Origin of the sequence: Methylobacterium fujisawaense (genome assembly GCF_039619325.1) — a bacterium.
Classification (GTDB): Bacteria; Pseudomonadota; Alphaproteobacteria; order Rhizobiales; family Beijerinckiaceae; genus Methylobacterium; species Methylobacterium fujisawaense.
The window spans coordinates 3,834,535-3,855,238 of sequence record NZ_CP155000.1; the positions used below are offsets into that span (position 1 = coordinate 3,834,535).

The following is a 20,704-nucleotide window of genomic DNA, read 5'->3' on the forward strand; positions in this document are numbered from 1 at the left end:
GGCCTCATCCTGCTCTCTTGGGGCCGGAATGCCCGGTCCGACAGCCCGCAGCATCGCGGTCAAAAATTTTCGCTCGGCCTGGAACCCGCCCTCACCCGGCACGTTACGCGCGTGCGAGGCCCGGAAACGGGCTCGCGGTGAGGGCGCCGGACACGGTGTCCGGCGTCGCTTGTAGTCACGTTGCTCGTCGGAGGATGTGGTTATGAGGACTTACGACGTTTCGCCCCTGTTCCGGTCGTCCATCGGGTTCGACCGCCTGTTCGAGCTGCTCAATCAGGCTGAGCGCGTCGAGCCTTCGGCCGCTTGGCCGCCCTACAACATCGAGAAGGTCGCCGAGGACCAGTATCGCATCACCATGGCGGTGGCGGGCTTCACGCCCGAGGAGATCGAGCTGACCCAGCAGGACACCACGCTCCTGGTGTCCGGTCAGAAGGCCGCCCAGGAGGGCGAGAGGCACTACCTCCACCGCGGCATCGCGGCGCGCACCTTCCGCCAGACCTTCAATCTGGCCGAGCACGTGACGGTCGTGGGCGCGTCCCTGGAGAACGGCCTGCTCACCGTCGCGCTGAAGCGCGAGGTGCCGGAGGCGCTCAAGCCCCGCCGCATCGCCATCGGCGGCACGACGGCCGCGTCCGGCCAGGACAACGCCCCGGCTCAGATCGCCCGCGACGCCAAGGCAGCCTGATCGGCGGCCCGGGCCGCGCGTCCGGGCACCCCGTGCCGACACGCATGACATCCCTCACGGGTCCGCGGACCCGCCGCGGGCCTGTTCCCACGACTGCATCGCATGCGCTGGAGAATGGACCATGAGCGTGAGAGATCTGATTCCCTGGAGCCGCAGCACGGCCCCGGCGCCGACCGCCCTGTCGCAGGAGCCGGCCAGCCCGTTCCTGACGCTGCACCGGGAGATGAACCGCCTGTTCGACGACGTGTTCAGCGGGTTCGGCGGCGTGCCGAGCCTCGCGAGCCGCGGCATCGGCTGGCCGCAGGTCGAACTGGTGGAGGCGGACGGGGCGCTGCGCGTCTCCGCCGAGCTTCCCGGCCTCGACGAGAAGGACGTCGAACTCCTCATCGCGGACGGTGTCCTGACCTTGAAGGGCGAGAAGCGTGCCGAGACCACCGACAGGGCGCGCGGCTATTCCGAGCGCAGCTACGGCCGTTTCGAGCGGTCGATCGCCCTCCCCGTGCCGGTGGAGGAGGACAAGGCCGAGGCGACGTTCCGCAACGGCGTGCTCACCGTGACGCTGCCGCGGGCCGCCGAGGCGCCGGAACGCCGTCGGCGCATCGCGATCAACGCCACCGGCGCGCCGGCCGCCAAGCACTGAGCCGGCTTTGGATCGACCTTGCCTGCGGCCGCCCCGGCGGCCGCACGCCTGAACGCATGATGCGGCCGCCGGTGCGTCCCGATCAACGTGCCGGCTGCCCCTGCCTTTGCTCACGACGAGGAGGGTTGCATGCAGCCGATCGATACGACGTCCATCCATCCCGAGATCGAGCGCCTCGGTCCGGTGGCGGCCGCCACCCTGAGACCGCAGGCGGTCGAGCCGTTCGACGCCTTCGTGGCGCCGGGCGACGTCTTCCGGCATCCCCGCGAGGTGCTGCGCTATCCGGGCCTGTCGCACGCCGAGAAGCGGGCGATCCTGGCCTCCTGGGCCTCCGACGCACGGGCGGTCGAGTCCTGTCCGGCGCTGCGCTGCTTGCCCGGTTGCCGGGCCGAGCCCGTGCCGCTCGACGCGATCCTGGACGCGCTCCAGGCGCTCGATGAGGGTTCGGCCCCGCCCGTCTCCCCGGCGCCGCCCAAGCCGCTCTTCCCCGCGGCGTGTACCCGCCGCTGGCGGCGCGGTCCGACCGGGCGCGAGCCTCAGCTGAACTGAGCCGGAGGCGTCCGATGGCAACCTTCGACCTGAGGGGTGGGCACAGGCGCGCATCCCGGTTGCGGTATGGCCGGCGTGGTGGGCCGGTGCAGGCGACCGACGGGGCCGTGCTGGGCCGCTGGATCCTGTCCGCCGCGCTGTGCCTCGCTTTGGCCGCGCTCTGCCCGGCACCGGCCCTGCCCTGGGTGCTGGCCGTGCTGCTGAGCCTGTCGGGCTTCGTGTGGCTCGGTCTTGCGATCACGCAGGCCGGGCCGCCGGCCAACACCCCGCATCTGACTGCCTGGGACGCCGCGCTGCTGTCGTTCGCGGCGAGCTTCGGCGTGCAATCGGCGGCGCGGCTCGGTCTCTTCGGCGGCTGAGCGCGCCTCAACAGGGAGGCAACCATGCAGGATCGTACGATCGGACTCGGAAACGACACGCCGCCCGCGGGCGCAACGAGGCGCGCCGGCCGCCGGGCGCCGATCCGCCACGGCGGGCGCTCCGTCGAGACATCCGGCCGCGCCCGGGCCGAGAGGGGCGGCCTCGCCGTCGAGCGGGCGACGCCTCCGGAGATCGGGCCGCCGATGGGCTGGACCGGCGAGACCGGCACGCCCGCCACGGAGGGGGCGCTGACAGGCCCGACAGGGGAGCGGGCGGCAGCCTTTGCCCCGGGCCGGAGCCGCCTCGACAGGCCCGCGCCCGACCCGGCGGACCGACGTGGTCGGCCAGGCACTGTGCGGGTCTGGCGCTCGAACCGGGACGCGGCGCCCGTGCAGGTCCGCGCGACGGCGCAGGGTCGTTCCGCGGACGATCGCGTGCCCGAGGGGCTGCCGGATCTGGAGCGAGCCCTGGTCAACCCGGCCGCGGTGTTCGCCACGCCGGCCGCGGTCCTCGATCATCCCCGGCTGCTGCCCAGCTGCAAGCGCGAAATCCTGCGGCGCTGGGCGTGGGACGAGTACCTGAAGGAAGTCGCCGCCGCCGAGGGCATGGCCGATGGCGAGCCGTCCCGGCTCGACGCCGTGACGGTTGCCCTGCTGGCGCTCGGCGAGACGCGGCGTCCGCATCCCGCCGCGCCGGCCGCCGCGATCCCCGGCCTGCGGGGACGTCCGCAGGCCGCGTGAGGCCGGAGCCGGCCGTCAGACCGGATCGGCCGGTCCCGGATCGAGCCCGGGTTCGGCCCTCAGGGCGCTGTGGCCCGGCGGTGTGCGCCCTGACGGAGGCGTGAGGCTGGCGCGACGCGCCCTCACACCACCGAGAACCGGAACTCCGTCGTCGCCGCGAAGGTCTCGCCCGGCCGCAGGACCGCGGAGGGAAAGGCAGGCTGGTTCGGCGCGTCCGGAAAGCCCTGCGTCTCGAAGCAGACGCCGTCCCCGGACCGGTAGATGCGTCCGGAGGGCCCGATCAGCCGCCCGTCGAGATTGTTGCCGCTGTAGAGCTGCAGCGCCGGCTGCGTGGTCCAGACGTCGAGCCGGCGCCCGCTGCCGGGGGCGATGCAGGTGGCGGCCGGCCGCAGCGTCCCTGCGGCCCCGCGCAGGACGAAGGTGTGATCGTAGCCCTTGGCGTAGGCGAGCTGCGGGTCCCCCTCGCGGATCCGGGTGTCCAGGGCCCGGGGCGTGCGGAAGTCGAACGGCGTCCCGGCGACCGGCTGGAGCGCGCCGGTGGGGATCTGGGTCGCGTCCGTCGGCGCGAATGCGTCCGCTTCGACCTGCACGATGTGGCCGAGGACGCTGCCCGTCCCCTCCCCGGCGAGGTTGAAGTAGCTGTGGTTGGTGAGGTTCACGACCGTCGGCCGGTCGGTGACGGCGGCGTAATCGATGCGCAGCACGCCGTCCTCGGGAAGGCTGTACGTCACGCGGACATCGAGGGTGCCGGGAAATCCCTCTTCCCCGTCCGGGGAGCGGCGGCTCAGGACGAGGCGCGTCGCCTCGGAAAGGTCCGCCCGCCACAGGCGCCGGCCGAAATTGTCCGGGCCGCCGTGGAGGGTGTTGGGCGCCTCGTTCACAGGCAGGCGATAGCTCTGCCCGTCGAGGCTAAAGCGCCCGTCCGCGATGCGGTTGGCGTAGCGGCCGACGATGGCGCCGAAGCTCGGGCTCAGCGTCTCGTAGGCCGCGAGGGTGTCGAGGCCGAGGACGACGTTGGCCGAATGGCCGGCGCGGTCGGGCACCTCGATCGCCGTGACGGCCGCGCCGAAATCGATGATGGCGACGCGCAGACCGTCCCGGCTCAGGACATGGCGGGTGACCGGCCGGCCATCCGCGGTGGTGCCGAACGCTTCGGCCGGCATCGGTCTAGCGCTTCCAGACGCCGAGCCGTTCGCTCCGGGCGTGATCCTCGGCCGCGACCAGTTCGGGGCTCGCCTCCGGAGAGGCGCGACCGCCACCGTTGAACAGCACCACCTCGGAGAGGTCGCGCCCGTCCACGAGGCAATTCATGGTCGTGCTGCCGGGGGCGGGCTGGCAGGTCACCGGCCGGTTGCCGATGTAGCGGGCCAACTCCTCCGCCTGGCCGCCGCGCACCCATTCGACGCCGAACAGATGCACGACCTTGCCGCCGACCTTGAGGGTCGCGGTATCGATGACTTGGGCCTGTCCCGTCACGGCATTCGGCGGCAGCGGCGCGTCGGGCTCGGACTCGCCTCCGGTTTCGGGGGGCGGCGTGACCGTGTCGGGGGCTGCCGCCGGGGCCCCGGAGGAGGGATTGTTCGGGGTGGCGCCGTTCGGGGCCTCCGTGCGGGGCGCGGCCGGAGCCGCGGGGCGCGCGGGATCGGGCGCACGGCCCTCCAGGACGAGGCCCGCGGCGATCACCGCCGCCAGGGTGCCGGCACTGGCGCCCAGGAGCAGGCGGCGCTGCCGGCGTGCGCCCTCGTCCGCGCCGTCTCCGCCGCGGCCGAACCGGTCGCGCAGACGGCCGAAGCCGTCACGGAGGGACTCTCCGACGCGGCCGGGGCCGCTGTTCCAGGCCGTTGCCGGATCGACCCCCGGGCTCGCCCCCGTGGCCGCGTCGGTCCGGACCGTCGCGGGACGGGCGAACCGGCCGCGCAGGCTCGTCCGCAGGGTGGCGAACCGGCCGGCGGCGCTCTGCGCCAGCACCCGACCCTGCTCGGAGGAGCGCTCCGCCAGGGAGCGGGCCCGTTCGGACTGGGTTTCGACGAAGCGCGCGGTGGCGGCCTTCATCTCGTAGGCGCCGCTCAGCAGGGACGAATCGCGGGCCTCGTCGGCGGCCTCCGGCGCCGATTCGGGTTCGGGCTCGGGCGGCAGGAACAGGGCCGGATGCCGGGCGCGCAGGTCCGCCACGAGATCCACGAGGGTCATCGGCTCGGACGTGTCGTCCCGCAGGCGCACGGCACCGTGTCGATCGAGCACGCGGAGGCCGGTTCCCGCCTCATCGGGGGTGCAGGCGGCCTCGGCCAGGAGCTCGAGGGTCCGAACCGCCACGGGGCGCGGGCGCGCCCGCGCGATCTCGGCCCGGATTGCCTCGCGCAGGGCGAGGCGGCCGGGACCGTCGAGGGCCGGACGCGCCGGCTCCGCCGCCTGTTTCCCCACCACCATCGAAGACGTCATACACCCGATCCCGGCATCACCGCGCGCGGCGTGAAGGAGGCCCGGCCGCGCCTCCCGACGAAGCCCGCCCGGGGCGCCTCACGGAACGCCCGAGCACCGGGACCGATCCCATGACGCACCACCTCGCACGCCCCTGCCCGCCGCGAGGCGGCGGACCATGATTCGGGGCTCTTACGCCTTGCCGGGCGAAGCGGCCAGGGTTCCGGCCTGGATGCTCCGCCGCAGGACGCGACCGGTCTCGCCGAGGATGTAGGGTCGCGTGCCCGCGAAGCCGACCTCCAGGATCAGCTCGGCCTCGCCGCTGGAGACGGCGCCGCGCCCCGGATTGGCGGTGCGGAAATCGACGATCGTGCGGATCGTACAGGTCTCGGCATCGCAGGCGGCGCGCATCGCCCGCGGCTCGTAGCGACGCTCGGGCCAGCGCTGCACGAAGCTGCGCTTCTCGGCCACGAGGCCCGCCGTGGTGATCGGCCGCCCATAGAAGCGCACGCGGGTCGCGTAGAACCGGGTCGCGGCATCGACCATCGTGTCGCTCGAACCCGAGACGGTGGCGAGGTAGCTCGTGGCCAGCGCCCGGGCGGCGGCGGCGCGCTCGGCCGAGACGCCGGATGCCGGGACCATCGCGGCCGGCGTCTCGGCGAGCCGGTGCTGAGGGCGCGCGTGATGGTGCAGGGATTCCCGGACCGGCGGGCGCTCCAGGGCGGCGGCCCGCTTCGGTCCCGGCCCCCGCGTCGCCGCAGCCTTCGGCAGGGCATCCTCCCCCGGTTCCGGTCTGGCGGCCTGCCGGAGCGGCTCGGCGCCGCGCCCGCCTTCGGGCGGGGCTTTCGCCTGAGCGGTGACGGGCTCCTGGGTCTGAGGGCCTGCGGCTTTGAGCGGGGCTTTCGGGGCAGCCGCAACGGGCGCGGCCGCCCGCGGGGGCGGATCCACCCAGCCGCCCCCGCCCGCAGCACCCGGCTGCTGGGCCGCGGCAGAGCCCACGATGGCGAGCGGCAGGACCAAGCCCAGGACGAGGGCCTGGGGACGGGTGGGACGTGTGGCGGGCATCGGTGCCTTCCTGGCGGCCGGGGCGGACTGAGAGAGAACGCGCCTGTGTGAGTGCGGGGTTCCACGGGGGCTTCGGGCGCGCGTCACATCCTGCCCGACTGCGCGGCGGCGACCAGCCCTGGATTGCGGGGATGATGGGGTTGCGTTCGTGCGTTTGGGTACCAAGTCGGGGACAGTCTCGGCCTTTCGCCGTTCCCGCGTTCCCCTGGCACCCCCTTGCCGCCGTGCACCGAGGATCCCTTGGCCCGACCTGAGACCGAAACGCCGTCCGGCACCCGTCCCGGACGCACACGATGAGCACGCGCCAGCGCCGGGCCCTGCTGATCTGTAACGCCAAGGCCCGCAATGGCGCCCTGGATCTCGACGAGGTGCGCGCCATCCTGCGGGAGGGCGGGATCGAGCCGGAGGAGCCGTCGCCGGAGGCCGATTGCCGGGATGTCATCCGCGACCGCGCCGGCGCGGTCGACCTCGTGATTCTCGGCGGCGGCGACGGCACCATGAACTACGCCGCCCCGGCTCTGGTGGAGGCCGGCCTGCCCTTCGCCATCCTGCCGCTCGGCACGGCCAACGACCTCGCCCGCTCCCTCAACCTGCCGCTGGATCCCCTGGCGGCCGCCCGCTTCATCCCCGCCGCCGAGGCGCGGCCGGTGGATCTCGGCTGGGTCAACGGTCACTACTACTTCAACGTGGCGAGCATCGGCTTCTCCGCCGAACTCGCCGGCGAACTCACGGCGGAATCCAAGAAGACCTGGGGCGTGCTCGGTTACGCGGTCGCGGCTGTCCGCGTGCTGCGCCGTGTCCGGCCCTTCACCGTTACGATCGAGCATGACGGCACGGTGGAGAAGGTCACCACGATCCAGGTCTCGGTGGGCAATGGCCGCCACTACGGCGGCGGCATGACCGTCGAGGAGATGGCCGCGGTGGATGACGGCAAGCTGGATTTCTACAGCCTGGAGATCGATCACTGGTGGCGGCTCATCACCCTGCTCCCGGCGCTTCGGCGGGGGACGCATGGACGGGCGGCCGACGTGCGGGCGTTCCACGCGCAGGAGATCCGCCTCTCCACCCGCAGACCCCGGCCGGTGAACACCGACGGCGAACTGACCACGCACACGCCCGCCCACTTCAAGGTCTTCCCGCAGATTCTGCGGGTGCTGGCCCCCGAGCCGGTGCGCGGCCCCAGCCCGTTCGACCTCACCACCCTGGGCAGCCGCTTGTTCCCGACCAGTGAGGCCCCCAGCCTGTGACCGACCTGCTCCAACTCGCGAGCCAGCCGGCCGTCTGGGCCGCCCTCGCCACCCTGGTGGTGATGGAGGTGGTGCTCGGGATCGACAACCTGATCTTCATCTCGATCCTGACCAACAAGCTGCCGGCCGATCAGCAGACCCGGGCGCGGCGTATCGGCATCGGGCTCGCGCTGATCCTGCGGCTGGGGCTGCTCGGCACCGTGGCGTTCATCGTGCAGCTGACCGAACCGGTCTTCGCGGTGCTCGGCCAGGCTTTCTCCTGGCGCGACCTGATCCTGATCGGCGGCGGCCTGTTCCTGCTGTGGAAGGCCACCAAGGAGATCCACCACACGGTGGATCCGGAGCCCGAGACGGACAGGCCAACCGGGGGCAGCCTGGGCTTCGGCGCGGCGATCGGCCAGATCCTGCTCCTCGACCTCGTCTTCTCCGTCGACTCGATCATCACCGCGGTGGGCATGACCGAGCACGTGCCGGTGATGATGGTGGCGGTGGTGGCCGCCGTGGTGGTGATGCTGGTCGCCGCCGAGCCGCTCTCGGCCTTCATCGCCCGAAACCCCAGCGTGGTGATGCTGGCGCTCGGCTTCCTGATCATGATCGGCATGACGCTGATCGCCGAGGGGTTCGGCGCGCATGTGCAGAAGGGCTACGTCTACACGGCCATGGCCTTCTCGGCCGGCGTCGAGGGCCTCAACATGCTGGCCCGCCGGCGCCGCCGTCCCGCCCGGGACGGCGTCCCCGCGTCGACCGGGCCGGCGCGGCGCGCCTGAGGCGGAGCGACCGTCATGTGGATCCGCGCAGCCCTCCTCCTCCTGCTGCTCCCCGCCGCCGCACATGCCGAGACGAGACCGATGGCACCCGATCCGACGGTCCTGCACGACCTCGCCCCCACCGGCACGCTCCGGGCGGCGATCAATCTCGGCAACCCGGTGCTCGCTCAGGGAGGCCCGGACGGGCCCGCGGGGGTCTCGGTGGATCTGGCCCGGGCCCTGGCGGCGCGGCTCGGGGTGCCGGTGGCGTTCATCACCTATCCGGGAGCGGGCGCGGTTTCGGGCTCGGCGAGCTCCGGAACCTGGGACATCTGCTTCCTGGCGATCGACCCCAAGCGCGCCGAGGGGATCAGCTTCACCGAGCCCTACGTGCTGATCGCCGGCAGCTACCTCGTGCCGGCCGCCTCGCCGCTCCGGTCCCCGGAGGCGGTGGATCGCGACGGCGTGCGCGTCTCGGTGGGGCGCGGCAGCGCCTACGACCTGTTCCTGACCCGCGCCCTGACGCACGCGGCCCTGGTGCGGGCACCGACCTCGGCCGAGGCGGTGACAGCCTTCGCGCGGGACGGGTTGGAGGTGGCGGCGGGCGTGCATCAGCCGCTGGCCGCCTACGCGGCGGCGCATCCGGAGGTGCGATTGCTGCCGGGGCACTTCATGGAGATCCCGCAGGCCATGGGCCGGCCGGTCGGACGCGCGGCCGGGGCCGCCTACCTCGCCGCGTTCATCGCGCAGGCGAAGCGGGACGGACTGGTGCGGCGCGGTCTGGAAGCCAGCGGGCAGGACCCGGAGTTGGCGGCGCCTTGAGGGGCGTCACGCGGCGCGCTGAGGCCTTCGTCAACCCGGCGCTGTGACAGAGGCCCGGCAGAGCCGTCCTCGCCCTGGAATCCGCTGACCTCACCCGTGCCCTCATCCTGAGGTGCCCGCGTCGGCGGGCCTCGAAGGAGGGCACCCGGGATCGCCCGGCTGGCGGGAGCTCTCTTTCGAGGCCTCCGCTGCGCTCCGGCACCTCAGGATGAGGATGGAGGGTGGGATGGAGTCGATTCCCGATGGGATCGGCAGATCGACGCCTCACACCACCAGGTTCACGATCCGCCCCGGCACGACGATGACCTTGCGGGGCGCCTTGCCCTCCAGGACCTTCTGGACCGCCTCCAGCGCCAGGGTCGCGGCCTCCACAGCCTTGGCGTCGGCATCGCGCGGCACGGTGACGTCCGCACGCTTCTTGCCGTTGATCTGGACCGGCAAGGTGATCTCGTCCTCGACGAGGAGCCCCGCCTCGGTCTCGGGCCAGGGCGCCTGGGCCACGAGGCCGCCGCGGCCGAGGACGGACCAGCACTCCTCGGCGAGGTGCGGCATCATCGGGGCGATGAGCTGGACCAGGATGCCGGCGGCCTCCCGCGCCGCTTGTCCCGAGACCGGCCCGCGCAGGCCATCCTCCAAGGCGTTGGCCAGGGTGTAGATGTGGGCGACGCAGCGGTTGAAGCGCAGGCGCTCGATATCGTCCTGCACGGAGGCCAGCGCCCGGTGGGCGGCCTTGCGCAGGGGCAGGTCCGCGGCGCCGTCGCCGGTCGCCTGCACGGCCGCGTTGACCAGCCGCCAGACCTTCTGGACGAAGCGGGCCGCGCCCTGCACGCCCTCCTCGGTCCAGATCACGTCGCGCTCCGGCGGCGAGTCGGAGAGCATGAACCAGCGCGCCGTGTCGGCCCCATAGCTCGCGATGATGTCGTCGGGGTCGACCACGTTCTTCTTCGACTTCGACATCTTCTCGATGGCACCGATCGTGATCGGCGCCTGAGTTTTCACGTGAAACGCGCGGCGCTCGCCCTCCTCCGTGGCGAAGCGGATCTCGGCCGGGGGCACCCAGGCGCCGGCCGCGTCCTTGTAGGTTTCGTGGACGACCATGCCCTGCGTGAACAGGCCGGCGAAGGGCTCGGAGACGCCGGCCCAGCCGGTCTCGCGCATCGCCCGCATGAAGAACCGGGCGTAGAGCAGGTGCAGGATCGCGTGCTCGATGCCGCCGATATACTGGTCCACCGCCAGCCAGCGATCGACCACGGCGCGGTCGGTGGGCGCGTCCGTGAGCCAGGGCGCGGTGAAGCGGGCGTAGTACCAGGACGAATCGACGAACGTGTCCATCGTGTCGGTCTCGCGCCGGGCCGGCGCGCCGCAATGCGGGCAGGGGACGTTGCGCCACGCCGCGTCGCGCTCCAGCGGGTTGCCGGGCTGGTCGAAGGAGACGTCCTCGGGGAGCTTCACCGGCAGATCGGACACCGGAACCGGGACCGGGCCGCAGGACTCGCAGTGGATGATCGGGATCGGGCAGCCCCAGTAGCGCTGGCGGGAGACGCCCCAGTCGCGCAGGCGGAACTGCACCTTGCGCTTGGCGATCCCCTCCCCTTCCAGGCGCCGCGCCACGGCCTCGAAGGCCTCCCCGGTGCTCATGCCGTCGAGGAAGCGCGAATTGATCATCCGCCCGTCCTCGACATAGGCGGTGTCGGTGATGACGAAGGTCGCCGGATCCTGCCCCTCGGGGCAGACCACCGGCGTGTTGCCGAGCCCGTACTTGTTCGAAAAATCGAGGTCGCGCTGGTCGTGCGCCGGGCAGCCGAACACCGCGCCGGTGCCGTATTCCATCAGCACGAAATTCGCCACGTAGACCGGCAGCGTCCAGGACGGGTCCAGGGGATGGCGGACGGTGAGGCCGGTGTCGAAGCCGAGTTTTTCCGCCGTGTCGATCGCCGCCTGGGCCGTGCCCGTGCGCCGGCATTCTTCGATGAAGGCCTGGAGAGCGGGGTTTGTTGCGGCAACCGCTGCCGCCAGCGGATGATCGGCGGCCACGGCGAGGAACTTGGCGCCGAACAGGGTGTCGGGCCGCGTGGTGTAGACCTTGATGTCACGGAGGACCCCATCGGCCGAAGGTTGAGCAGCTGCGGCGTGGGCATCCGGCACAAGGGCGAAAAGAACCTCCAGGCCCTCCGAGCGGCCGATCCAGTTCTTCTGCATCAGCCGGACCTTCTCCGGCCAGCGGTCCAGCCCGTCCAGCGCGGTCAGCAGGTCCTCGGCGAAATCGGTGATCTTGAAGAACCACTGGGTCAGCTCGCGCTGCTCCACCAGGGCGCCGGAGCGCCAGCCGCGCCCGTCGATCACCTGCTCGTTGGCGAGCACGGTGTGGTCCACCGGGTCCCAGTTCACCTTGGCGGTGCGGCGGGTCACGAGGCCCTTCGCCAAGAAGTCCAGGAACATGCGCTGCTGATGCTTGTAATAGTCGGGATCGCAGGTCGCGATCTCCCGGCTCCAGTCCAGCGACAGGCCCATGGCCTTCAACTGGTCGCGCATCGACGCGATGTTGGCGTAGGTCCAGTCCCGCGGGTTGACCTTGCGCTCCATGGCGGCGTTCTCGGCCGGCAGGCCGAAGGCGTCCCAGCCCATCGGGTGCAGCACGTTGAAGCCGCGGGCGCGCTTGTAGCGGGCGACGACGTCGCCCATCGCGTAGTTGCGGACATGGCCCATGTGGATGCGCCCCGACGGATAGGGGAACATCTCCAGAACGTAGTATTTCGGACGGCTGTCGGAATTGTCGGTCTCGAACAGGCGCCTCTCAGCCCAGGCTTCCTGCCAGCGCGGCTCGGCATCCTTGGCGTTGTAGCGCTCGACGGGCTGGGGGGCGGTGCTGGTCATGGATCCGGCTGGGTCAGGGGCTCGTCGGTCATTCCGAAGGATGACCACGGCACGGTCGCGCCGCGATAGCATATCTGCGCCGCAGCCGGTCAACGCAGCGCGCGATTCGGGCTTGCGCGGGGCGCGCGAACGCATAGGTCGGACAGGGAGAGACGGGACATGAGGCGGGGTCGCGCCGGAGCGATCCCATCCAAGCCCCTCGTCCTGAGACGCGGCGCCGCCGCCTCGACGGAGGGCTGCAGGGGGCGGACGGCCGGCCGGGACCCTCCTTCGAGGCCTCCGCGGCGCTCCGGCATCTCAGGATGAGGGGGTTGGACAGGGTGACCGTCCCCTCGAGAATCACGGCAGCGGGGATGCACGGGCCGCCGCCCGGCAGCGACAGGACAGGCAAGGCCATGGACGACGCGAAGACCGAACCGAGTGCGCCTCCCACCGACGGGATGGGGCATGTGACCGCGAAGCTTCCGGTGGGGCAGGCCGATGTCGCCGCGGGTCTCGCCGAAGTGCGGGCGGCCATCGCCCGGGCCGCCGAGGATTCGGAGCGCGATCCGGCCACGGTCCAGCTCGTGGCCGTCTCCAAGACCGTGCCGGCCGAGGGCATCCTGCCGGCGCTCAAGGCCGGACAGCGGGTCTTCGGCGAGAACTACGTCCAGGAATCCGTAGCGAAATGGCCGGACCTCCGGGCCCGCTACCCGGATGTCGAGTTGCACCTCGTCGGGCCGCTGCAATCCAACAAGGCCCGGGAGGCGGTCGCCCTGTTCGACGTGATCCACTCCCTCGACCGGCTGTCGCTCGCGGCGGCGCTGGCCAAGGAGATCGACCGGTCCGGCCGGACGCCGAAGCTTCTGATCCAGGTCAATACCGGCGCAGAGCCGCAGAAGGGCGGCGTGCTCCCGGATCAACTCGACACCCTGCTCTCCGAATGCCAGGAGACCCACGGCCTCGCCATTCAGGGGCTGATGTGCATCCCGCCGGCGGAGGATCCGCCCTCGGCCCATTTCGCCCTGCTGGCCCGGCTCGCGAAGGCCCACAACCTGCCGATCCTCTCCATGGGCATGAGCGCGGATTTCCCCGCGGCGATCCAGCTCGGCGCCACCCATGTCCGGGTCGGGACCGCGATCTTCGGGGCCCGGACCCGGAAGGCCTGAGCCTGAGGTCGGGCCTCAGCCGATCCGCAGATGCGTCCGCGGCCCGAGGCGGCGCAGCAGCCGCAGCAGGTCGGCCCGGGCCAGGGCGACGCAGCCCTCCGTCGGGCGGTAGCCGTCCCGGGCGATGTGCAGGAAGATCGCCGAGCCCCGCCCTTTCCGGATCGGGGCGCGGTTGTAGTCGAGGTCGATCACCACGTCGTAGAGCCCGTCGCCGCGCCACATCGATTCGGCGCTGATCCCGGGGGCCGGCAGGCGGATCGGCCGGTTGTAGCGGCGGTCCCGGCTCTCGTCGCACCAGCCGTCGTCGGGCCGGGTCGCCCGCAGGGGCAGCAGCGTGCGCGGCCGGATCCCGAGATGATCGGGCCGGTAGGCGCCGGCACGCAGGCGGAAGCGCCCGCGCGGCGAGCCGCCGTCGCCCTCGCGCTTGTCGATCACGATCCCGCCCGCCCCGAGGGCGCAGGGGATCACCGCCGGGCCGACGAGGAGCTGCCCGCGCCGCCGGTCCCCCACCGTGGCCCGCACGCGGATGTCCCCCAGGGTCAGGCGGACGGGTCCCCTGCTCGGCCGCCGCATCTCCGTCCTCCCGAATCCACCCGGTCCGGCGCGCCTTATGCCCGAGATCCGTACTCCGAACCGGTGAAAAATTGCGCGCAAGGCAACTTCCGGCCACAAAGGGCGCTCTATTTCTCGGTTGAACCCGGGCCGCCGAGCCGGGATTCGGGAGCCAGCCCACCGCCTCGCCGTGGGGTCCGACGCCTTGATCCTGAAGCGGTGCGCCCCGATCCCGCAGCCCGTTCACCGCGGCGATTGCCGCGGCGGCGAAAGGATGCGGAAACACAAGCCTCGGTAGAGTCGCGCCGCGATCCTGCCGAGATCCTGACGTCATCGCATGCTGCACCCGGCAGGCGGCCCCCGCCTCTCCCGCAGCCTGCTCTGGGGCCCCGGACGATGCCGAATGCCTACCGCCTGCTGATCTGCGACGACGACGCGATCCTGCGCGATACCCTCACCGAGCAGCTCGATCTCTGCGACGAGTTCACGGTCTTCACCGAAGCCAACGCCACGGACGCGATCCGACGGGTCGCCGCCGAGCGCATCGACCTCGCCGTGATGGATGTCGGCCTGCCCGACCTCGACGGGCGCGAGGCCGTGCGCCGGATGCGGGCCGGCGGCTTCCGCGGCCCGGTGATCATGCTGACCGCCCAGGATTCCGAGGCGGACCATGTCGAGGGGCTGGAGGCCGGCGCCAACGACTACGTCACCAAGCCGTTCAAGTTCGGCATCCTGCTGGCCCGGATCCGCGCCCACCTGCGCAGCCACGAGGCCTCCGAGGACGCGGTGTTCCAGATCGGCCCCTACACGTTCCGGCCGGGAGCCAAGCTCCTCGTCGGCGAGCGCGGCTCGAAGCTGAAGCTCACCGAGAAGGAGACCGCGATCCTGCGCTTCCTCTACCGGGCGGGCCGGGCCGTGGTGAACCGCGACACCCTCCTCGCCGAGGTCTGGGGCTACAACGCCCAGGTGACCACGCACACGCTCGAGACGCATATCTACCGGCTGCGCCAGAAGATCGAGCCGAACCCCGCCACCGCCGCGATCCTCGTGACCGAGGGGGGCGGATACAAGTTGCTGCCCTGACGAATTGAAGCTTTACGTGTAGGCGATCCGGCAGGTTCGCGTATGCGCAGGGTGGTGAGGCGTTCTTGGGGCTCGACGACGACATCGCGATCCTCGCGGCCGCACCGCTGTTCGGCTTCCTCGACCGGGATGCCCTGCGCCTGCTGACCTTCGCGGCGGAGCGCCGCGACCTCGCGGACGGCGACCTGCTGTTTTCCCGCGGCGATCCGGCCGATGGCGGCTTCGTGGTGATGGCCGGGACGATCCGGCTGGCACCCCGGTCCCCGGGGGCCGAGCCGGTGCGGGCCGGGCGCTCCGCCTTGATCGGCCAGCTCGCCCTGTTCGTACGCGGGACCCGCCCGACCGAAGCCCGGGCCGAGGGGAGCGCCGCGGTGATGCGCATCACGCCGATGCTGATGCGCCGGGTGCTGGAGGAATTCCCCGCGGCCGCGCAGGCCGTCCACGACACCCTGGCGGACGACCTCGCCGGGCTGGTGACCGATCTCGATCAGGTGCGCGGGCTCCTCGAGGTCATCGACGGCATCTCCTCAGGTGACAGCTCCGATGGCCGCTTGTAAGCACGGGCTCCCGCCGCAAGAGTTCTGACCCGTTCCATGTCCCAGGCCGGCCTGCCCCATTCCGATCTCGCCCAGACCATCGAAGCCGCCTGGGAAGACCGCGCCAACATCTCGACCGCCACCCAGGGGGCGGTGCGCGAGGCGGTCGAGACGGCCCTGGAACTGCTCGATTCGGGCAAGGCACGGGTCGCCGAGAAGAGCGGGAACCACGACTGGGTGGTCAACCAGTGGCTGAAGAAGGCGGTGCTGCTCTCCTTCCGCCTCAACGACATGGCGACGATCGAGGGCGGCCCCGGCGGCGCGCCCTGGTGGGACAAGGTCGCGTCGAAATTCGCCGGCTGGGGCGAGGCCGAGTTCCGCGCCGCGGGCCTGCGCGCCGTGCCGGGCTGCTTCGTCCGCCGGGGCTCCTACATCGCCCCCGGTGCCGTGCTGATGCCGAGCTTCGTCAATCTCGGCGCCCATGTGGGGGAGGGCACGATGGTCGACACCTGGGTGACGATCGGCTCCTGCGCGCAGGTGGGGAAGAACTGCCACATCTCCGGCGGCGCCGGCATCGCGGGCGTGCTGGAGCCGCTCCAGGCCAACCCGGTGATCATCGAGGACGATTGTTTCATCGGCGCCCGCGCCGAGGTGGCGGAGGGCGTCATCGTCGGCCAGGGCAGCGTTCTGTCCATGGGCGTCTATATCGGCGCCTCCACCAAGATCGTCGATCGGACCACCGGCGAGGTGATGTACGGCCGCGTGCCGCCCTACTCCGTGGTCGTCTCGGGCACGATGCCCGGCAAGGCGCTCCCGGACGGATCGCCCGGCCCGGGCCTCTACTGCGCGGTGATCGTCAAGCGCGTCGATGCCGGCACCCGGTCGAAGACCGCCATCAACGAGCTGCTGCGCACCTGATGTCCTGAGACTGGGCGGGAGCGTGCTTGGCGGGAGCGCGATGGAGACGCTGGAGCTGAACCTCACGGTGGCGGGCCGGCCGGTGCCGACCCCCTGCGACGTGTTCGGAGCGGGGCCGGACGCCCTCCTGCTCCCGGCCCTGTCGACCATCTCGGCGCGCGCCGAGATGCGGGACCTCGCCCGCGACCTGGGAACCGCGTATCGCTGCCTCGTGCCCGACTGGCCCGGTTTCGGCGCGAGGCCGCGGACGCGGGTGCCCCTCGCCCCCGCGACCTTCCACGCCTTCCTCGACGCCCTGCTCGCCGCTGCCCCCGGCCCGTACGCGCTCGGCGTCGCGGCCGGCCATGCCGCCGGCTACCTCGTGGCGGCGGCGCGGCGCCATCCGCAGGCCTTCGCGCGCCTGGTCCTGGTGGCGCCGACCTGGCGGGGGCCGCTGCCCACCGCGATGCCGGGACGGGCGCACTGGTTCCCGCGCATCCGCCGCGCCGTGGAGGCGCCGCTCCTCGGCGAGGCGCTCTACCGCATCAACATCAGCCCACCGATCATCGGCCGGATGATGCGCGCCCATGTCTATGCCGACGCCGCCCGGGTGACCCCGGCTCTGATCCGCGACAAGCACGCCATCACCCGCCAGCGCAACGGCCGCTTCGGCACCGCCGCCTTCGTCACCGGAGGCCTCGATCCGGTGGGCAGCCGCGACGCCTTCCTGGCCCTGTTCGGCGACGGCCTGCCGCCGACCCTGGTGCTGCGGCCCGAGGGCGCACCCCGGCGCTCGGGCGCCGAGATGGACGCCCTCATCGCCGGCGGCCGCGTGACCGGCGCGGCGATCCCCGGCGCCCTGAGCCCGCACGAGGAGCATCCGGGCGCCGTGGCCGCCGCGATCCGGGCGGCGTGATTGCGGCGGGGGCGCGATCACGCGTGACAGTCGGCGCGGATCGGCACCGTCACCCTGGACAGAAGAGGGCGCCTGTGCAGGGACTGGATGGGCCGGCTGAGCCGTTCGTCCGGCAGCGGGCGCGCCCCGCAGATTCCATCCGATAGAGCCCCGGATCCGATGCTGCGCACGCCGTCCCTGCCCCTCCTCGCCCCGGCCGCCCTCGCCCTCCTCCTGGCCGTCGCGGCCCGGGCTGAGGATGCGCCCCACCACCCCCCGGCGATGACCCCTGCGGCCCCGTCCCTGGGCGCCGAGACGCTGAAGCCCGGCAAGCCGGCCGTGAAGCCCTACCTGGCGGACGCGGCGGTGCCGGACGCCGTCCAGATCCTGCCGGCCCCGCCGGCCCACGACGCGCCCCTCGACAAGGCCGACCGGGCGGCCTTCAACAGCACCCGTGTCCTCAAGGGAACGGCCCGTTGGGACCTGGCCGCCAACGACGTCGCGGAGGGCGCGGCGGCGGTGCTGGAGAATTTCGCCTGCGTCCTCGGCACCCGGATCGATCAGGCGCGTGTGCCGGCGGTGATTAACCTCTTGGAGCGCGCCCGCCTCGACCTCGCCCGGGCGACGCGGGGCCCCAAGGTCCATTACCGCCGCCTGCGCCCGTTCGTGGGCAACGAGGCGCCGATCTGCGTGCAGCGCAGCCAGGCCCTGGCCGACAGCTTCAGTTATCCCTCCGGGCACGCCACCCAGGGGTGGGCCTACGCGCTGATCCTCGCATCCCTGGTTCCCGAGAAGGCGACGCCGATCCTGACCCGCGGCCGGGCCTATGGCGAGAGCCGGATCGTCTGCGGCGTGCACTGGCTCAGCGACGTGGCGGCGGGACGCCTCACCGGCACCGCGGTCTTCGCCGCCCTGATGGGGGATGCAACCTTCCGGGCGGACCTCGACCGGGCCCGGGCCGAGCTCCGGAGCGCCATGGCGGGCGCCGGGACGGTGCCGGATCAGGCCGCCTGTACCCGGGAGGCCGACGCCCTGCGGGAGCCGCCGCTCGAGTTCTAGGCTCGAACCGTTCCAGATTTGAAGTCTTCTAAGTGTGTGATTTACAACACGTTATCGGCTTGCTCAAGGACCCGTGAACGATGGTACGTGGACCCCAGGCGCCGCGTAAGGGCGCGTTTCGGGGTCTCCGATGTCATTCCGTATCGCCCAGTCCGGCCTGCTGCTCGCCACCACGGCGCTGACCACGATTGCCCTCGCCCCGGCGGCTGCCGCGCAGGAGACCGCCGTGCAGCTTAACGAGATCTCCGTGGAGGCCGCCCGGCCGGCCGTGGCGGCTCCGACGGGATCCGGCGGCGGCGGCGGCAATGTCAGCGGCGGTGACGGCGGCAGCGCCGCCACCAGCGGCGGCGGCGGCGGGCCCTCCGGCATCACCGGCTACGTGGCGCGGGTGAGCCCGACCGCCACGAAGACCAACACGCCCCTGATCGAGACCCCGCAATCGGTCTCCGTGGTCACCCGCGAGCAGCTCAACGACCGCAACGTGCAGAGCTTCAGCGACGCGCTCGCCTACGTTCCAGGCGCGACCATCAACGTGTCCGGCTTCGACCCGCGCTTCGATCAGATCTTCATCCGCGGCTTCGATGTGCTCTCCAACCAGGGCACCTATCGCGACGGCCTGCGTCAGATCGGGAGCGGCTTCATCTTCCCGCGCATCGAGCCCTATGGCTTGGAATCCGTCACCGTTCTGCGCGGACCGGCCTCCGGCCTGTACGGTCTCGGCTCACCGGGTGGCATCCTCGACGCCACGTCGAAGCGGCCGGTCTTCGCGCCGTTCGGCGAAGTCTGGTTCCAGTCGGGGAGCTTTGATCGCTTCCAGGGCAATTTCGATCTCGGCGGGCCGATCGAGGGCACCGGCGGCACCATGGCTTACCGGCTGACGGGTGTGCGTCGGGAGGCGGGGACCTTCATCGGCCGCGGCACGAACGACGACCAGCTCAACATCGCCCCTGCTTTCACGTGGAAGCCCTCGGCCGATACGACCTTCACGTTTCTGAGCGAATTTCAGGTCCGGAATACGCCGGCGACGGTGTTCTACTACAATGATCCCGGATTCCGCGTTACCAAGTATTACAGCGGCGACCCCCGCTTTGCCGGGCTCGATCAGACGCAATACCGTGTCGGCTACGCTTTCGAGCATCGCTTTTCGGACGACCTGATCTTCCGTCAGAACTTTCGGCACTACGGGGTCTTCCTGAGCGCGAAATACACCGGAATCGATTCGATCAACGAGGCACGCACCATCGGTACCCGATCGACCGGCTACATCCGCGAGGGACTGGTCCAGCAGACTCTGGATAACCAGCTCGAGGCGCACGTCACCACGGGCCCGATCTCCCATACCCTCGTGGCCGGTGTGGATTATGCCCATTATGGCCTGAGCAACCGGTTCGGCGCCGGTTCTGCGCCGTCTCTCAACCTAATCACCCAGAATTACGGCCAACAATTCATCCCGACACCCGTCCTCGCGAGCCCGACGCGCCAAGCCCAGGACCAGATCGGCGTCTACCTGCAGGATCAGGCCAAGTTCGGCGACTTCGTCTTGACGCTGAACGGCCGTCATGACTGGGTCTTCCAGGATAACCGGACCTCACCCGTCAGCGCGGTGACGAGCCAGGACAACACCGCCTTCACCGGCCGCGTCGGCCTGAACTATCTTCTGGCGCCCGGCCTCGTGCCCTATGCCAGCTATGCCACGACCTTCACGCCGCAGGTGGGCACGGATGTGCGCGGCCAAGCTTTCAAGCCGGCGACGGGTGACCAGATCGAGGCGGGTGTAAAGTACCTGATCCCCGGGACCAACATTCAGACCGCTTTCGCGGGATTCGACATCGTGCAGTCGAGCATCCTGCGGACTGACCCGACCAACCTCGCCTTCCAGGCGGCCACCGGCTCCGTGCGGTCCCGCGGCTTCGAGGCTGAGGCCACGGCCAACCTCGCTCCGGGCACGAACCTGACGATTGCCTACACGCACCTGGATTTCCGCTTCCTGAGCCAGACCTCGTTTACGGGCGCCACGCAGGATGGAAACCGCGTCTCTGGCATCCCTAGCGACACCTACACGTCGTTCCTGACCTACGCGTTCCCGACATATTCGCCGTTGCGCGGGCTGACGGTGGGCGGTGGCATCCGCTACATCGGCACGAGCTTCGCTGACGACGACAATACGGTGCGGAACCCGACTGTAACGCTCTACGACGCTCTGGTGGCCTACGATTTCGCGGCGATCGATCCGAAGTATCAGGGGCTGCGCGCGCAGGTTAACGCCTACAATATCTTTGACCGGACCTATAACACCTGCGCGTTCGGGAACTGCTATCGCGGCGCGCCCGCGACGGTCATCGGCAGCCTGATCTACCGCTGGTAGGTCCTGTGAGCGGGGGCCGCGGC

20 protein-coding genes are annotated in these 20,704 nt (G+C 71.4%); 15 read left to right on the top strand and 5 right to left on the bottom strand.

What is annotated here, in order from left to right:
* The first annotated feature begins 202 nt into the window (after window positions 1-202).
* The 5 genes from ABC766_RS18135 (at window position 203) to ABC766_RS18155 (ending at window position 2,974) form a co-directional block, all read left to right on the top strand.
* Window positions 203-685: an Hsp20 family protein gene (locus tag ABC766_RS18135; protein ID WP_043346827.1), complete on the top strand. Its 483-nt coding sequence runs from the start codon at window positions 203-205 to the stop codon at window positions 683-685.
* 121 nt (window positions 686-806) lie between these two features.
* Window positions 807-1,325, top strand: coding sequence for an Hsp20/alpha crystallin family protein (locus tag ABC766_RS18140; RefSeq protein ID WP_043346830.1), 519 nt, complete (start codon window positions 807-809; stop codon window positions 1,323-1,325).
* A 129-nt stretch (window positions 1,326-1,454) separates the two neighbouring features.
* Window positions 1,455-1,874 (top strand): hypothetical protein, encoded by a 420-nt coding sequence (locus tag ABC766_RS18145; RefSeq protein ID WP_345819172.1) that lies wholly within the window; start codon window positions 1,455-1,457, stop codon window positions 1,872-1,874.
* Window positions 1,875-1,888: 14 nt separating this feature from the next.
* Window positions 1,889-2,233, top strand: a complete 345-nt coding sequence (locus ABC766_RS18150) for a hypothetical protein (RefSeq protein ID WP_345819173.1) — start codon at window positions 1,889-1,891, stop codon at window positions 2,231-2,233.
* A 24-nt stretch (window positions 2,234-2,257) separates the two neighbouring features.
* Window positions 2,258-2,974, top strand: coding sequence for a hypothetical protein (locus tag ABC766_RS18155; protein WP_345819174.1), 717 nt, complete (start codon window positions 2,258-2,260; stop codon window positions 2,972-2,974).
* 122 nt (window positions 2,975-3,096) lie between these two features.
* Here ABC766_RS18155 and ABC766_RS18160 read toward each other — a convergent pair whose 3' ends face one another.
* From ABC766_RS18160 to ABC766_RS18170, 3 genes are all read right to left on the bottom strand, one after another.
* Entirely contained in the window at window positions 3,097-4,137 is a 1,041-nt protein-coding gene (locus ABC766_RS18160) for an aldose epimerase family protein (protein ID WP_345819175.1), read from the bottom strand.
* Between the two features lie 4 nt (window positions 4,138-4,141).
* Window positions 4,142-5,413, bottom strand: a complete 1,272-nt coding sequence (locus tag ABC766_RS18165; protein WP_043384087.1) for a thermonuclease family protein — start codon at window positions 5,411-5,413, stop codon at window positions 4,142-4,144.
* A gap of 171 nt (window positions 5,414-5,584) precedes the next feature.
* Window positions 5,585-6,457 (bottom strand): hypothetical protein, encoded by an 873-nt coding sequence (locus ABC766_RS18170; RefSeq protein WP_043346839.1) that lies wholly within the window; start codon window positions 6,455-6,457, stop codon window positions 5,585-5,587.
* Window positions 6,458-6,750: 293 nt separating this feature from the next.
* Here ABC766_RS18170 and ABC766_RS18175 point away from each other — a divergent pair, with 293 nt between their 5' ends.
* From ABC766_RS18175 to ABC766_RS18185, 3 genes are read left to right on the top strand one after another with little or no spacing between them, the layout of a single operon-like run.
* Window positions 6,751-7,704: a lipid kinase gene (locus tag ABC766_RS18175; protein WP_043346841.1), complete on the top strand. Its 954-nt coding sequence runs from the start codon at window positions 6,751-6,753 to the stop codon at window positions 7,702-7,704.
* Entirely contained in the window at window positions 7,701-8,471 is a 771-nt protein-coding gene (locus tag ABC766_RS18180) for a TerC family protein (protein ID WP_053609619.1), read from the top strand. Before ABC766_RS18175 ends, ABC766_RS18180 begins: the two co-directional genes overlap by 4 nt.
* 15 nt (window positions 8,472-8,486) lie before the next feature.
* Window positions 8,487-9,272, top strand: coding sequence for an ABC transporter substrate-binding protein (locus ABC766_RS18185; protein WP_345819176.1), 786 nt, complete (start codon window positions 8,487-8,489; stop codon window positions 9,270-9,272).
* Window positions 9,273-9,536: 264 nt separating this feature from the next.
* On the opposite strand, the gene leuS is transcribed toward ABC766_RS18185, so the two are convergent.
* The gene (gene leuS / locus ABC766_RS18190) at window positions 9,537-12,146 is read right to left on the bottom strand and encodes a leucine--tRNA ligase (RefSeq protein ID WP_345819177.1); all 2,610 of its coding nucleotides are present in this window, start codon (window positions 12,144-12,146) and stop codon (window positions 9,537-9,539) included.
* A 395-nt stretch (window positions 12,147-12,541) separates the two neighbouring features.
* On the opposite strand from leuS, the gene ABC766_RS18195 reads away from it, so the two are divergent.
* Window positions 12,542-13,294: a YggS family pyridoxal phosphate-dependent enzyme gene (locus tag ABC766_RS18195; RefSeq protein WP_043346853.1), complete on the top strand. Its 753-nt coding sequence runs from the start codon at window positions 12,542-12,544 to the stop codon at window positions 13,292-13,294.
* 15 nt (window positions 13,295-13,309) lie between these two features.
* Here the strand turns inward: ABC766_RS18195 and ABC766_RS18200 are convergent, their stop codons facing one another.
* Window positions 13,310-13,867: a L,D-transpeptidase family protein gene (locus ABC766_RS18200; RefSeq protein WP_043759476.1), complete on the bottom strand. Its 558-nt coding sequence runs from the start codon at window positions 13,865-13,867 to the stop codon at window positions 13,310-13,312.
* Window positions 13,868-14,242: 375 nt separating this feature from the next.
* On the opposite strand from ABC766_RS18200, the gene ABC766_RS18205 reads away from it, so the two are divergent.
* The 6 genes from ABC766_RS18205 to ABC766_RS18230 all read left to right on the top strand — a co-directional run bounded on the left by ABC766_RS18205 (window position 14,243) and on the right by ABC766_RS18230 (window position 20,681).
* Complete coding sequence (locus ABC766_RS18205) at window positions 14,243-14,929, top strand: response regulator transcription factor (RefSeq protein WP_043346856.1); 687 nt, start codon at window positions 14,243-14,245, stop codon at window positions 14,927-14,929.
* 65 nt (window positions 14,930-14,994) lie between these two features.
* A complete protein-coding gene (locus ABC766_RS18210) occupies window positions 14,995-15,486 on the top strand; it encodes a cyclic nucleotide-binding domain-containing protein (RefSeq protein WP_043384073.1) in 492 nt (163 codons plus the stop codon).
* Between the two features lie 51 nt (window positions 15,487-15,537).
* The gene (gene dapD / locus ABC766_RS18215; RefSeq protein ID WP_043384148.1) at window positions 15,538-16,383 is read left to right on the top strand and encodes a 2,3,4,5-tetrahydropyridine-2,6-dicarboxylate N-succinyltransferase; all 846 of its coding nucleotides are present in this window, start codon (window positions 15,538-15,540) and stop codon (window positions 16,381-16,383) included.
* 40 nt (window positions 16,384-16,423) lie between these two features.
* On the top strand, window positions 16,424-17,278 hold the full coding sequence (locus tag ABC766_RS18220; RefSeq protein ID WP_043384071.1) for an alpha/beta fold hydrolase: 855 nt from the start codon (window positions 16,424-16,426) through the stop codon (window positions 17,276-17,278).
* A 159-nt stretch (window positions 17,279-17,437) separates the two neighbouring features.
* Window positions 17,438-18,316 (top strand): acid phosphatase, encoded by an 879-nt coding sequence (locus tag ABC766_RS18225; protein ID WP_043346862.1) that lies wholly within the window; start codon window positions 17,438-17,440, stop codon window positions 18,314-18,316.
* Window positions 18,317-18,446: 130 nt separating this feature from the next.
* On the top strand, window positions 18,447-20,681 hold the full coding sequence (locus tag ABC766_RS18230; RefSeq protein ID WP_043384067.1) for a TonB-dependent siderophore receptor: 2,235 nt from the start codon (window positions 18,447-18,449) through the stop codon (window positions 20,679-20,681).
* Window positions 20,682-20,704: the final 23 nt, after the last annotated feature.